Below are 13,411 nucleotides of genomic sequence, written 5' to 3'. Positions count from 1 at the left end.
GCGGGACAATCGAGGCACCGAGCGGGAGGAGGAGTCGTGGGCGTGCGTACCTGGATCGGCTCCTGGCCTGTCTACCGCCAGCTCACCGGCACGGATCCGCTCGGCCGCGGCGCCGCCGCGAAGAGCGGGCACAGCGCACGGCTCACGCCCCGGGTCGCCTCGGCCGACCGGGTGGTGAAGTCCGTCTGCCCTTACTGCGCCGTCGGCTGCGGCCAGAACGTGTACGTGCAGGACGAGAAGGTCACCCAGATCGAGGGCGACCCGGACTCCCCGATCTCACGCGGCCGGCTGTGCCCCAAGGGCGCGGCGAGCCTCCAGCTGACCACCGGGGACGCCCGCGAGTACCAGGTCCTCTACCGGCGCCCGCACGGCACCGAGTGGGAGCGGCTGGACCTGGACACGGCGATGGACATGATCGCCGACCGGGTGATCGCGGCGCGCCGGGACGGCTGGCAGTGGGAGGTCGACGGGGCCCGCACCCGGCGCACCCTGGGCATCGCGAGCCTGGGCGGGGCGACGCTCGACAACGAAGAGAACTACCTGATCAAGAAGTTGTTCACCGCGCTCGGAGCGATCCAGATCGAGAACCAGGCGCGCGTTTGACACTCCTCCACCGTTCCCAGTCTGGGAACCTCGTTCGGACGCGGCGGCGCGACCACGTTCCAGCAGGACCTGCAGAACGCGGACTGCATCGTCATCGAGGGCTCGAACATGGCCGAGTGCCATCCGGTCGGGTTCCAGTGGGTGATGGAGGCCAAGGCCCGCGGTGCGAAGCTGATCCACGTCGATCCGCGCTTCACCCGCACCAGCGCGCTCGCCGACCTGCACGTGCCGCTGCGCGCGGGCACGGACATCGCCTTCCTCGGCGGGATCATCAACTACGTGCTCCGGCACGAGAAGTACTTCCGTGACTACATCGTGGCGTACAGCAACGCCCCGATGATCCTGCGGGAGGACTTCCGGGACACCGAGGACCTGGCCGGCGTCTTCTCCGGCCTGGACACCGACAGCCGCTCTTACGACAACGGCAGCTGGCAGTACGAGGGTTCCGAGGTCCAGGCGGCCTCCGGCGAACGCGACCAGGAGTACGGCGAGCGCGGCGACGGCGGCAGTTCGGTGACCGAGGCGGCCCGCGGTGAGGCGCACGGCTCCGGTGGCGCGGTGATCGGCGAGGGCGAGCCGGAGCGCGACGAGACGCTCACCCATCCGCGGTGCGTGTTCCAGGTGCTGAAGCGGCACTACGCCCGCTACACGCCGGAGATGGTGGAGCGGATCTGCGGGGTGCCGCAGGACGTGTTCCGGCAGGTGTGCGAACTGGTCACGGAGAACTCCGGGCGCGACCGCACGACCGCGTTCGCCTACGCGGTCGGGTGGACCCAGCACACGGTGGGCGTGCAGTACATCCGGGCGGCCTCCGTGCTGCAGACCCTGCTCGGCAACATCGGCCGGCCCGGCGGCGGCATCCTCGCGCTGCGCGGGCACGCCTCCATCCAGGGGTCCACGGACATCCCGACCCTGTTCAACCTGCTGCCCGGTTACATCCCGATGCCGCACGCCCACCAGAGACAGGACCTGGACGCCTTCGTCGAGGCCGAGGCCGCGCACAAGGGCTACTGGGGCAACATGCGCTCCTACCTGGTGAGCCTGCTCAAGGCGTACTGGGGTGACGCGGCGACGGCGGAGAACGACTTCTGCTTCGACTACCTGCCGCGACTCACCGGCTCGCACTCGACGTACGAGACGACGATGGCCCAGCTGGAGGGCGTCTGCAAGGGCTACTTCCTCGTCGGCGAGAACCCGGCCGTGGGCAACGCCAACTCCAAGCTGATGCGGCTCGGCATGGCCAACCTGGACTGGCTGGTCGTCCGGGACTTCTCCCTGATCGAGTCGGCGACCTGGTGGAAGGACGGCCCGGAGATCGAGACCGGGGAGATGCGCACGGAGGACATCGGCACCGAGGTGTTCTTCCTGCCGGCCGCCGCGCACACCGAGAAGGACGGCAGCTTCACCAACACCCAGCGGCTGCTCCAGTGGCACCACCAGGCGGTCGAGCCGCCCGGCGAGGCGCGCAGCGACCTGTGGTTCGCCTATCACCTCGGGCGGATCATCCGGCAGAAGCTCGCCGGGTCCGGCGACGAGATGGACCGGCCGGTGCTCGACCTCGCCTGGGACTACCCGACGAGGGGCCGGCTCGCCGAGCCGGACGCGGAGGCCGTCCTCGCCGAGGTCAACGGCCATGACGCCGACGGCGACCCGCTGTCGTCGTACGAGCAGCTGAAGGCCGACGGCTCCACCGCGTGCGGCTGCTGGATCTACTGCGGTGTGTACGCCGACGGCGTCAACCAGGCGGCCCGCCGCAAGCCGGGCCGGGAGCAGGACTGGGTGGCGGCCGAGTGGGCGTGGGCCTGGCCGGCCAACCGGCGGATCCTGTACAACCGGGCTTCCGCCGACCCCGAGGGCAGGCCGTGGAGCGAGCGCAAGGCGCTCGTGTGGTGGGACCCGGACAAGGGCGAGCAGGGCGAGTGGACCGGGCACGACGTCCCCGACTTCACGAAGGACAAGGCGCCGGACCACGAGCCGCCCGAGGACGCGTCCGGGCCGGAGGCCCTGTCCGGCACGGACCCGTTCATCATGCAGGCCGACGGCAAGGCCTGGCTGTACGTGCCGTCCGGGCTCACCGACGGACCGCTGCCGGCGCACTACGAACCGCAGGATTCCCCGTTCCCGAACCTGCTCTACGACCAGCAGCGCAATCCGGTACGGCATTTGCTGCCGCCGCACCCGGACAACCGCTACCAGCCGAGCGGCGACGAGCCCGGCTCCGGAGTGTTCCCGTACGTGGCCACCACCTACCGGCTCACCGAGCACCACACGGCGGGCGGGATGTCCCGCTGGCAGCCGTACCTCGCGGAACTCCAGCCGGAGTTCTTCTGCGAGGTCTCCCCGGAGCTGGCCGCCGAGCGGGGCCTGGCGCACACCGGCTGGGCGACGATCGTCAGCGCGCGGGGCGTGGTCGAGGCGCGGGTGCTGGTCACCGACCGGATGTCCCCGCTGACGGTGCACGGACGCCGGCTGCATCAGGTGGGGCTGCCGTACCACTGGGGTCCGAACGGCTACAGCACCGGGGACGCGGCCAACGAGCTGCTGCACCTGTCGCTGGACCCGAACACGCACATCCAGGAGACGAAGGCGTTCGCCGTCGACATCCGCCCGGGCCGGCGGCCCCGGGGTCCGGCGGCCCTGGCGCTGGTGCGGGCCTACCGGATCCGGGCGGGCATCGACGAGCACACGGGCACGGAACCGTGAGCGCGGTGAACGGTGTGGCCGGGTGGCGGCCGGGCCGGTCCTACCTGAGCACGACGGAGTGGGCCCCGCGCGGCACCAGCTCCCCGACCACCGGCGCGCCGGGCACCTCCCCGGCGACGAGCAGCCCGCCGGAGGTCTGGGCGTCGGCGAGCAGCAGCCGGGTGTCCTCGTCGGTGTCCCCGAAGTCGGTGTGCGGCGCGACCCACTCCAGGTTCCGCCGGGTGCCACCGCTGACGTACCCGTCCTGTACGGCCTCCCGGGCGCCCTCCAGATACGGCACGGCGGCGGTGTCGACCACGGCCGTGACGCCCGAGGCGCGGGCCAGCTTGTGCAGATGGCCGAGGAAGCCGAACCCGGTGACGTCGGTGGCGCACTCGGCGCCGGCGGCCAGCGCCGCCTCGGACGCGTCGCGGTTGAGGGCCGCCATCGTGGCGACGGCGTGCGCGAACCGCTCGCCGGTGGCCTTGTGCCGGTTGTTCAGGACGCCGATGCCGAGCGGTTTGGTCAGCGACAGCGGCAGTCCGGGCCGGCCGGCGTCGTTGCGCAGCAGCCGCTCCGGATCGGCGATGCCGGTGACGGCCATGCCGTACTTGGGCTCGGGGTCGTCGACGCTGTGCCCGCCGCCGACGTGGCAGCCCGCCTCGGTGGCGATGTCCAGTCCGCCGCGCAGCACCTCACGGGCGAGGTCGAACGGGAGCCGGTCGCGCGGCCAGGCGAGCAGGTTGACGGCCAGCACCGGCCGGCCGCCCATCGCGTACACGTCGGACAGGGCGTTGGCGGCGGCGATCCGGCCCCAGTCGTAGGGGTCGTCCACGACCGGGGTGAAGAAGTCGGCCGTGGCCACCAGGGCGGTCCCCCGGTGCGTGACGACGGCCGCGTCGTCGCCGGTGGCGAGGCCGACGAGCAGCGGGGTGTCGCCGCCGGCGAGCGGCGGTGCGGTCAGCCCGGCGACCACCTCCTCCAGCTCCCCGGGCGGGATCTTGCAGGCGCAGCCGCCACCGTGGGCGAACTGCGTGAGCCGTACGGGCGCCTGACGGGCCGGTGTCGTGGTCATACCTGTGGTCTCCTGGGGCATTAGCCTGGCGAGCGGTGGAGGCGTGTGGGTGCCTGGTGGCCCTCCCGGTCTTCAAAACCGAGGTGCCCGAGGATCTCGGGCAGGCGGGTTCGATTCCCGTCCGCCTCCGTCCCCCTCCCCCGGCGCGGTACGGCAGCGCCGGCGCTGGTCGTCGACGCGTTCCGTGTACCCGCGGGCGTCCAGGAACTCCAGCAGCGGTACGGCCACCCGGCGGGTGGTGCCGAGCGCGCGCCGCGCCTCGCTGAGCGTGAACGGCTGCGGCAGCGCGCGCAGGACGGCGGCGGCGTCGGCGTCCGCCCCGGGCAGCAGCACGATCCCGTCGGCGATCCGGAGCAGGGCTCCCGCTGCCTCGGCGGCGGCCGACGCCCGGCGGTCGAGACCCAGTTCGGCGAGCCGCCCGGCCTCGGGTGCGCGGAACGGGGTGCGGGCGAGGTCCCGGCGCAGGGCGTCCACGGCGGCGCGGACGGGTGCGGGCAGGGCCGGTCCGGGACTGTCGGCGGGGTACAGCCGGCCCTGTCCCGCCCGGAGCCGGGGCTGTGCCGCCGCCAGCGCGTCGACCAGGGCGCGGTCGGGCAGGCCGAGCAGCCGGCGGGCCGCCTCGGCGGGCAGGCCGGGGTCCAGCGGGTGGGCGCGGGCGTGCTCCAGGACGTGGCCGGCCAGCCGGCCCTTCAGCAGGCTCCAGTGCGCCGCGTCGGCGAGCCAGTCCCCGGCGACGGGGTCGGCGGGCGCCGGGACGCCCATCGCCCGCAGGTCGGCGCGGCGGACGAGCTTGCGGCGGCGCAGTTCGGCGGCGCCGTCCGGACGGCCGGTCATCGTCTCCAGCTCGGCCGCGCGGGCCCGGCCGGCGCCGCGCCGGGTCAGCCGGGGCGGCCGTACGTCGAGGACGGTGACGCCGCAGGGCGGGCGGGTGCCGCCGGGTTCGCGCAGCACCGCGCGGTCGCCGACCCGGAGGGGCAGCCCGCGGCGCAGGGTGAGCCGGGCGGTGTCCGGGCCGAGCGGGCGGACGGTCACCGGCACGGCGGCCGTCCCGATGTGCAGGGTGACGTTCCGGGGCAGGTCGGCCACCGGCTCCCCGGTGACCCGTACGTCGGCCACCTCGGTGCTCAGCCAGCGGTCCGGGGTGAGCAGCACCTGGCCGCGGCCCAGGGCGGCGTCCTGCCGGCCGTGGACGTTCACGGCCACGCGGGCCACCGCGCCGACGGCCGTCCGCTCCTCGTGCAGGCTCTGCAGGCCGCGCACCCGCACGGCCGATCCGTCCGGGGTGACCAGCCGGTCGCCGACGCGCAGGGTGCCCGCGCCGAGGGTGCCGGTCACCACGGTCCCGTGGCCCCGGACGGTGAACGCCCGGTCGAGCCAGAGGCGTACGTCGGCCTCGGTGTCGGGCGCCGGCAGCTCGGCGGCCATCCGGGCCAGTTCGGCGCGGAGGTCGTCCAGTCCCGCGCCGGTGACCGCGCTGACCGCGACCTGCGGCACCTTGCCGAGGGACGTGCCGGCCAGCCGCTCGACGGCGTCGGCGCGGACCGGCTCGGGGTCGGCGAGGTCGCTGCGGGTCACCGCGAGGACCGCGTGGCGGACGCCGAGCGCGTCCAGGATGGCGAGGTGCTCCTGCGACTGGGGCTGCCAGCCCTGGTCGGCGGCGACCACGAACAGCACGGCGGGTACGGGGCCGACACCGGCCAGCATGGTCGGCACGAACCGCTCGTGACCGGGTACGTCGACGAACGCGAGGTGGTCCGTGCCGAGCCGGGTCCACACGAAGCCCAGGTCCAGGGTGAGCCCGCGGCGCCGCTCCTCCTCGTACCGGTCGGGCTCCATCCCGGTGAGGGCCCGGACCAGCGCGGACTTGCCGTGATCGACGTGCCCGGCGGTGGCCAGAACGTGCATCACACCTCCCGTTCGCAGGGGGCCGGCGTCCCGCCCCGGACGCTCGGCGCCGCGCCGTTCACCTCACGCGGGCACCGGGGCGTGCCGGCCGGCCTTCCGCGCCCCACCACGACCAGCATCACACCGTCCACGCTTCCACGGGGCCATCGGCGCCCCTCGTCCCTCCGCGCGGACCCGGCACCGTGTCCCCCGCGCCGCACGGATCACCGCCCCCGCCCTTCCACGGCGGCCCGCGCCGCCCGTACGGCCCCGGCCAGCCGGTCGTCGTCCTGCGGTGGCACCGCCCTCAGATCCAGCAGGCAGCGCCCCGTCTCCAGACGGCCGACGACCGGGGCGGAGCCGGTGCGCAGCGCGGCGGCGTACGGTTCGGGCAGGGAGAGGGCGGCGCTGGGCAGGGTGACGCCGGGGGCGCCCCCGCCGCCGACCGTCGCGGCGCTCTCGACGGCCAGGACGTCGATCCCCTCGGCGGCCAGCCCGGCGGCCAGCCGGCCGGCGCGGGCCCGCAGCAGGGCCGGGTCGGCGGTGAGGGCGAGCGCGGTCGGGGTGGGCGGGCCGGTGAGGGTGGCCTCCAGGGCGGCCAGGGTCAGCTTGTCGACGCGCAGGGCACGGGCCAGCGGGTGCCGGGCCAGGGCGCGGACCAGGTCCTCCCGGCCGAGCAGCAGCCCGCACTGGGGTCCGCCGAGCAGTTTGTCGCCGCTCGCGGTGACGAGCGCCGCACCGGCGCGCAGCTGGGTGTCGGCGTCGGGCTCCTCGGGCAGGGCCGGGTGGGGCGCGAGCAGCCCGGAGCCGATGTCGACGACGACCGGCACGCCGAGGCCGGTGAGCTCGGCGACCTCGGCGGACCGGGTGAAGCCGGTGATCCGGAAGTTGGACGGGTGGACCTTCAGCACGAACCCGGTGTCCGGCCCGATGGCGGATGCGTAGTCGGCGGGGACCGTGCGGTTGGTGGTACCGACCTCGCGGAGCCGTGCGCCGGTGGAGACGAGCAGGTCGGGCAGGCGGAAGCCGTCGCCGATCTCCACCATCTCGCCCCGGCTGACGACGATCTCCCTGCCGGCCGCGAGGGCGGTGGCGGCGAGGACGAGGGCGGCGGCGCCGTTGTTGACGACGTGCGCGGCGCCGGCGGCCGGCACCGCGTCGCGCAGGGCGGCGAGCGCGGAGCGTCCTCTGCGGGCCCGGACACCGGTCGTCAGGTCAAGTTCGACGTCCGTGGGACCGGCCGCCTCCCGCACGGCCCGCCGGGCTGCCTCGGACAGCGGGGCCCGGCCGAGGTTGGTGTGCAGCAGCACGCCGGTGGCGTTGAGCACCGGGCGCAGCCCGCTCGCGGTGCCGGGCAGCAGGTCCAGGGCCGTCCGCGGAACCTGTTCGGGCGGGATGCCGCCCGCGCGGGCCCGCTCCTGCGCCTGCCGTACGGCGGCCTTCACCCGGTGCGCGCCGAGCCGTTCCACCGCCTCGGCGAGCCGGGGGTCGCGCAGCAGGGCGTCGGTGCGCGGGATGCGGCGGCGCGCGTCGCCGGCCGCGTCCCGCTGCCGGGGCGGGTCCGTGGTCACGGGCGCGCCGCGCGGGCCGTCCTCGGCTGTCCCCCCTGCTGCCGGCCGCTGTTCCATTCCGCCCTTGTCCTCCCGGTCCGGCCCTGTGCCCGTACGGACTCGGCCCATCGTCTCCCAGTGCCCCCGGCGGGCCGTCCGACACGCCGGAACGGACGTTGGCGGTGGCCGTCGCCCGGGTACCCGGCGCCGCATGAAGGACCATGAGGACAAGCGACAGGACGAGAACGCGACGGCGGCCGAGCGGGCCGCGCGCCGGCAGCGCGAGGCGGACCGCGAGCGCGCCGCGTCCCAGCCGTTCGACTACCCGTACCCGGAGCGCCGGGCGAACGTCCGGGCCCGGCGGCACATCAGCGAGGCGCAGGCCGCCGCGGACACACCGCCGGGGATTCCCGGCGGCTACGGCACGACGGGTGGCGGCCAGCCCGGCGCCGCCGGTGCCGCCCACCCGCCGTCCCGTGAGCACCGCACCACGTCGGCGGGGACGCCGGCCGCGGAGCCGGGCAGCGACGACGAGGGGCCGGTGAACCGCTCCGAACGCCGACGGACGCGCTGACCAGCATGGCGCCCAGCGCCCCAGGGAACACCAGGGCGAGGCCGTCGCGCAGCCGGCTGAGGTCGGTGCGGAACCCGGCCCGGCGCAGCAGCACCGCCGCGCACAGGGGTGCGGCGGTGGTGCGGCGGTGTTGCCGAGGAGGATGCCGAGCACGTCGGGTCCGGGTGCGGTCAGGGACAGGACGGAGAAGAAGGCGCCGAGCGTGATGCCGGGCCGGCAGCGCAGGTCCAGGATGAGCAGCGCGGCGACGGCCACGCCGGTCGGCGGCCAGATCGGGGTGACGACGGCGCCCTCGACGGTCAGCCGGCGCAGCAGACCGAGCCGGGCCGCCGCGTAGTAGCAGGCGGCGACGGCCGGCAGCTGGACGGCCACCGGCGCAGCTCCTCGAAACGGGACCGGCTGCACACCGATCCCAGAGAAGGCCCTCACCTGTTCAAGCACCCGGCACGCGTGTCACCGACGTCCCGGGACGGCACGTCTAAACCGTCTCGAGCAGCAGCGCGCTGAGTTCGACGGGCATGGTGATCATGCAGTCGTGGCCGGTCGGCAGCTCGCGTACTCGTTCGCCTGCCGGGACGGGACGCCGGGTGATGCCCGCCGGCCGGCCCTCGACGCAGTGGATGTGTGTGCGCGGGATCGTACGCGCGGCCGGGTCGTCCAGCTTGACTGGCTCCCGCAGGCACCGCACCGGCTGGTCCGACAGCATCGAGCGCAGCCAGGCGAGGTCGTCGGGATCGGTGACGCCGAACAAGCCGAGCGGCGGCGGCTGCTCGGGCATCGGCGGAACCCGCCAGCCGTCCACGGCGTGGTCGATGAGCTGCTTGGTGACAGGGAGGACGTCGACGGCGCTCTCGCCGTCTTCGGGGACCATCGCGTCGAGGAACACCAGATGCGCGATCCGCTCCGGGACCCGGTTGGCGACTCCGGAGATGACCATCCCGGCGTAGCTGTGCCCGACGAGCACGACGTCGTGGAGGTCCTCGTCCCCGATCAGGCCGGCGACGTCGTCGATGTGGGTGCTGAGCCCGATCTCGGGGCTCAGCAGGTGTGCCTTGTCGCCGTGGCCGGTCAGCGACGGCGCGAGCGCCCGGTGCCCGGCCGCCTCCAGCAGCGGGACCACCCGGTCCCAGCTTCGCCCGCTGTGCCAGGCGCCGTGTACCAGTAGGAATGTGGTCATGGTCGTGTGGTTCCTCCTCGTGCCCCGGTACTCTTTGGTAACCGCGAACATCGTGATCCCCACGACGCTCCCCGGGCAATACGGCACTTTTCGGTGCCCCGGTTCTCAGGAGGTAACCGTGCAGGACCCGTGCCAGGCCCGCGAAGTCCTCGGGATCGTCGGGGACAAGTGGGCGCTGCTGATCGTGCGCATGCTCAAGGACGGGCCGTTGCGCTTCACCGAACTGAAGCGGGCCATCGACGGCATCAGCCAGCGCATGCTCACCGTGACGCTGCGCGACCTCGAACGCGACGGGATCCTGACGCGCACGGTCCGCAACGTCATGCCGCCGCACGTCAGCTACGAACTGACCGCGATGGGCCGCAGCCTGCGCGAGGCCACCGCGCCGCTGCTCGAATGGAGCATCACGCACCTGCCGCACATCGACGCCGCTCGCACGGCCTACGACAACCGCTGAACGAGTAAGAGGCCGCGCACACGGGTGGTCATCAGGCCAGGGCGGCCGGGCCGTCCAGGCCCACGACCCCAGACGAACGGGATGTGACCGGCCCGGGCGCTCTCCAGCACCCCGGTGGCCGGGTCGAGCCGCATGAAGGTGCAGGTGGCGAAGAGGTCGCCGCCCAGGAAGAGCAGCAGGCCGTTGGTGCGGGCCAGCAGTTCCCCGGGATCGCCGGTGACCGAGGCGAGCGCCCGCAGTCCGGCCCTGACCTGGCCCATGAAGGCCGCGGCCTCGATGTCGTGGCCCTGTACGTCGCCGATGGCCAGCCCGGTCCGGCCGTCGGGCAGGGTGAAGGCGTCGTACCAGTCGCCGCCCACGTTAAAACGAGGTTGGCGGGGGTGTACCGCACCGCGAGGTGGACTCCGGGCGCGGCCGGCAGGTCCCGGGGGAGCATGCCGCGCTGGAGGGCGACGGCATCACTTCCGACGAAATGGCCGGGCGGGCCCGGCCCCGGCCCGCCCGGTGTCCTGGCCGTACGTGCCGTCAGCGGACCTCGGAGTCGATGCCGGTGATCACCGCGGGCCCGAGCGGTGCCGCCCGCTCGTCCAGCCCCGCCTGCTGGAGCGCGGAGTCCGCGAGCCTGCGGGCCTCCTCCTCTGCGTTCCGGCCGGTGTCCGCGTCCACGGTCAGGCGCAGGGTGAAGGTGTTGTCGTCGTTGACGCTGAGCGCGTCCAGGTCCTCCGCGCTGCCCATGTGCGTGCCGTGCGGATCGGCGGGCCGGAGCGCCTGGGCCAGCCGGGTGCGGGTGTCGGCCTCGATCCCGGTGGTGAAGGTGCCAGGGACGCTGATCACGTAGGTCGTCATGAGACGGTCCTTTCCTCGGGCGTACGCCCGTCTACCCCGATTCGCGGACTTCGCACAGCGGGCGGCGGGACGCGCCACCCCGGGTACCGCCGGCGTCGCCCGGACGGTGGACGTGCCCATGTCGGCTCCGGGGCCCGGTGCGGCGGGGTGGGAGATTACGGCCGCGGCCCCTCGGACCGCCTCTCCCCCGCCCCGCTCGACGCAGGACTCGCCCGTGTCAGGAAGGCCACGCCCATGCCCAGGAGGCGCGCGGCGCCCGCAACGGGACGAGGAAGCCGCTCGTCGTCTACCCGAGGAAGAAGTGCCGGGGGGCGGCGCTGCGGCTCGCCCCCGGCCGGTCGGCGCCCGCGAACGCCCGCTTCGCCAGCGTGGTGTTCAACCCGCGCTGACCGTTCCGCACACTCCCCGGGGAGGCGTGGGCCCCTCAGATCCAGCCGTCGAGCGCGCCCATGAAGCCGTCGAAGTCGTCACGGTAGACGCAGTGCCCGGCTCCCTCGACCGTCCGGACCTCGAAGCCCCGCCGCACCAGCTCCTCGTCCAGGCCCGGCCGCAGGAGGTCGCCGGCGCCGGCCAGGACCACCAGGGAGGGCACCACCGGGCGCGCCGGTGTCCGGCTGACCGCGTAGATGCCCGGCAGGACCCGGGCCGAGGCGGGGTCCCAGTCGGCGAGCGTGGCCATTTCCACGTCCACGTCGGCTTCGTCCCAGCGCGGATTGAGGCTCTTGACCATCGCGCGGTTCGCGGACTTGAAGACGGCGAAGTACGCGGACGCCTCGACCACCCTGGGCCGTATGTCCCAGGCGGGATCGCAGTAGACGGCCCGGGCGGGCACCAGCCGTTCGACGGCGCCGGCCAGGGCCAAGGCCCCGAGCGAGTGGCCGATCACCAGTTCCGGCCGCTCGGGCAGGGTGTCGACGAGGTCGCCCGCCCAGGCCTCGGGGCTGTACTCGCCCCGGCCGCTCGCGCCGTGCCCGCGCAGGTCCACGCCGACGACCCGGTATCCCTTGCCGGCGAGGACCGGTGCGACCCGGTGCCAGGTGCGGTGGTCGGACATGATTCCGTGCACGAGGACGGCGATCCGGTCGCCGGTACCCCACTCGTGCGTGTGCAGCCTCATCGGCGCCGCCTCCCCGTCGTCCTCCGGCCGATCATGTCATCACGGCGCGTGCCGGATCCGCGCCACACCGGTGGCCGGCCGGCGTCCCTCGTCCCGCGCGTGACGCGGGAATCCGGGTGGCGCGGGCCCGTGTCCGCACGTCGGCGTACCGGCACGTCCGGCCCGGGGCATCCGGACGGCGGCCACCGGCCGCCCGGTGGCTTTCACCCACTCGCCCCGGCCCCGGGCGATCCGGCGCATGCCGGAGTACGCCACGGCGCGGGGCCTGACCGCGCGACGGCCGGCACGGCGGCTCGGGCCCTGCCCTGCGCCCCGGCCGAGCCCGCCGGGGCACGCCGAACCGCCGGCGCGGACGGACCCGGCTTCGACCGGCCCGGTCCCGGCCGGAGTGCGGCGGCCGCGCTCAGGCGGTCATCACACTGGTCGAATCGCTCTGACCCGAACGTTCCGCCTCGTCCTGGACGAGCATCGACAGGAGCGACGCCACCGTCAGGCCGATTCCGGCTTCGGCCGGATGCCGCAGGGTCTTGCTGGGATCGATCCGGTAGGTGTTGCCTCGCCCCTCCCGGGTGTGAGACAGGTAACCATCCTGCTCCAGATCCGCGATGATCTTCTGCACAGCGCGCTCGGTGAGCCGACAGCGCGCGGCGATGTCGCGTATGCGCGCGTGTGGGTTGTCCGCGATGGCCGCAAGTACGCGGGCATGGTTCGTGAGGAAGGTCCACCCGCTGTGCGACTCAGGCACTCCATCCATGCCCCGAGTCTACCGACAAAACTTTCATGCACCCAAAAACACGTATTGCCATTCGTGTATTAGTTGACGTACATCAGGGTGAGGGGGCAACGTTGAGTCCAGTCCCTGCGCACACAGGCGGGAGCAAGCCATGTACAACAGCATCCACCGGCCCCGGCTCGCGGGCGGGGCCGATCTGCCCCGCCCGCGAAGCCGGCAGGCCCCGGACGCGACCCTGCCGACCGGCCTGGCCACCGCCTCCTGCACGCCGATCGGGGACCGGGTCCGCGTCCGGATCCTGGGTGAGCTGGACTGCGACTCCGCGAGCCGGCTCCGCCCCGGCTTGTACGAAGCGCTCGCCACGTCGAAGCGCGGCCTCGACCTGGACCTGGGCGGGCTCGGCTTCTGCGACTGCGCCGGCCTGGGCGTCCTGATGGAGCTGCGGCAGCGGGCCGGCAGCCAGGGCAAGACGGTCGTCATCCGTGTCGGCAGCCCCATGCTCGACAGGCTGCTCGGCCTCCTCGGAGCGCAGGAGCTGTTCACGCCGCCGGACCCGCCGCACATCGAACTGCGCCACCCCGGCCCGGCCACCACCCCCTCGCCGAAACCGGAACCGTCACCGGGCACCATGTCCGCCCAGGGCCACGCGGACGGGATCGGATGCCGCCAGACCCCGCGGTGCTGAGACCAGGTCCCGGGGGAACCGCTCACAC

At 74.1% G+C, this 13,411-nt stretch carries 10 protein-coding genes, 1 tRNA gene and 3 pseudogenes; 5 read left to right on the top strand and 9 right to left on the bottom strand.

Annotated features, from left to right (window positions below; all coding sequences use genetic code 11):
- Positions 1-36: 36 nt before the first annotated feature.
- On the top strand, positions 37-3,306 hold the full coding sequence (fdh, locus tag AB0947_RS29710) for a formate dehydrogenase (RefSeq protein WP_366753430.1): 3,270 nt from the start codon (positions 37-39) through the stop codon (positions 3,304-3,306).
- Between the two features lie 40 nt (positions 3,307-3,346).
- Here the strand turns inward: fdh and selD are convergent, their stop codons facing one another.
- Positions 3,347-4,360: a selenide, water dikinase SelD gene (gene selD, locus AB0947_RS29705; RefSeq protein ID WP_366753429.1), complete on the bottom strand. Its 1,014-nt coding sequence runs from the start codon at positions 4,358-4,360 to the stop codon at positions 3,347-3,349.
- A gap of 37 nt (positions 4,361-4,397) precedes the next feature.
- On the opposite strand from selD, the gene AB0947_RS29700 reads away from it, so the two are divergent.
- Positions 4,398-4,490, top strand: a tRNA-Sec gene (locus tag AB0947_RS29700).
- 41 nt (positions 4,491-4,531) lie between these two features.
- On the opposite strand, the pseudogene AB0947_RS29695 reads toward AB0947_RS29700, so the two are convergent.
- Both AB0947_RS29695 and selA read right to left on the bottom strand, forming a co-directional pair.
- Positions 4,532-6,265, bottom strand: a pseudogene (locus tag AB0947_RS29695) (SelB C-terminal domain-containing protein); the annotation flags it as partial.
- Positions 6,266-6,468: 203 nt separating this feature from the next.
- A complete protein-coding gene (gene selA / locus AB0947_RS29690; RefSeq protein ID WP_366753428.1) occupies positions 6,469-7,872 on the bottom strand; it encodes an L-seryl-tRNA(Sec) selenium transferase in 1,404 nt (467 codons plus the stop codon).
- Between the two features lie 133 nt (positions 7,873-8,005).
- Here selA and AB0947_RS29685 point away from each other — a divergent pair, with 133 nt between their 5' ends.
- Positions 8,006-8,368: a hypothetical protein gene (locus AB0947_RS29685; RefSeq protein ID WP_366753427.1), complete on the top strand. Its 363-nt coding sequence runs from the start codon at positions 8,006-8,008 to the stop codon at positions 8,366-8,368.
- Here the strand turns inward: AB0947_RS29685 and AB0947_RS29680 are convergent.
- Positions 8,349-8,773 (bottom strand): annotated as a pseudogene (locus tag AB0947_RS29680) (MASE1 domain-containing protein); the annotation flags it as partial. The gene AB0947_RS29685 and the pseudogene AB0947_RS29680 sit on opposite strands and share 20 nt — an antisense overlap.
- Before the next feature lie 73 nt (positions 8,774-8,846).
- Positions 8,847-9,545: an alpha/beta hydrolase gene (locus tag AB0947_RS29675; protein WP_366753426.1), complete on the bottom strand. Its 699-nt coding sequence runs from the start codon at positions 9,543-9,545 to the stop codon at positions 8,847-8,849.
- Between the two features lie 118 nt (positions 9,546-9,663).
- Between AB0947_RS29675 and AB0947_RS29670 the strand changes: the two genes are divergently transcribed.
- Positions 9,664-10,002 (top strand): helix-turn-helix domain-containing protein, encoded by a 339-nt coding sequence (locus AB0947_RS29670; protein ID WP_189293137.1) that lies wholly within the window; start codon positions 9,664-9,666, stop codon positions 10,000-10,002.
- Positions 10,003-10,070: 68 nt separating this feature from the next.
- Here the strand turns inward: AB0947_RS29670 and AB0947_RS29665 are convergent.
- The 4 genes and pseudogenes from AB0947_RS29665 to AB0947_RS29650 form a co-directional block, all read right to left on the bottom strand.
- A pseudogene (locus AB0947_RS29665) lies at positions 10,071-10,459 on the bottom strand (PP2C family protein-serine/threonine phosphatase); the annotation flags it as partial.
- A gap of 68 nt (positions 10,460-10,527) precedes the next feature.
- Positions 10,528-10,848 (bottom strand): hypothetical protein, encoded by a 321-nt coding sequence (locus AB0947_RS29660; protein ID WP_366753425.1) that lies wholly within the window; start codon positions 10,846-10,848, stop codon positions 10,528-10,530.
- Positions 10,849-11,272: 424 nt separating this feature from the next.
- Positions 11,273-11,965: an alpha/beta hydrolase gene (locus AB0947_RS29655; RefSeq protein WP_366753424.1), complete on the bottom strand. Its 693-nt coding sequence runs from the start codon at positions 11,963-11,965 to the stop codon at positions 11,273-11,275.
- 403 nt (positions 11,966-12,368) lie between these two features.
- Positions 12,369-12,719, bottom strand: coding sequence for a helix-turn-helix domain-containing protein (locus AB0947_RS29650; protein ID WP_366753423.1), 351 nt, complete (start codon positions 12,717-12,719; stop codon positions 12,369-12,371).
- Between the two features lie 130 nt (positions 12,720-12,849).
- On the opposite strand from AB0947_RS29650, the gene AB0947_RS29645 reads away from it, so the two are divergent.
- Positions 12,850-13,383 carry an STAS domain-containing protein gene (locus AB0947_RS29645; RefSeq protein WP_366753422.1) on the top strand — a complete coding sequence of 178 codons (534 nt, stop codon included), beginning with the start codon at positions 12,850-12,852 and terminating at the stop codon, positions 13,381-13,383.
- The last annotated feature ends 28 nt before the right edge of the window (positions 13,384-13,411 follow it).

The sequence above is a fragment of the Streptomyces sp. NPDC047841 genome (assembly GCF_040704085.1).
GTDB classification, from domain to species: Bacteria; Actinomycetota; Actinomycetes; order Streptomycetales; family Streptomycetaceae; genus Streptomyces; species Streptomyces argyrophylli.
The sequence above is the reverse complement of the archived record's forward strand: the minus strand, read 5'-3'. Positions and strand labels throughout refer to the sequence as shown.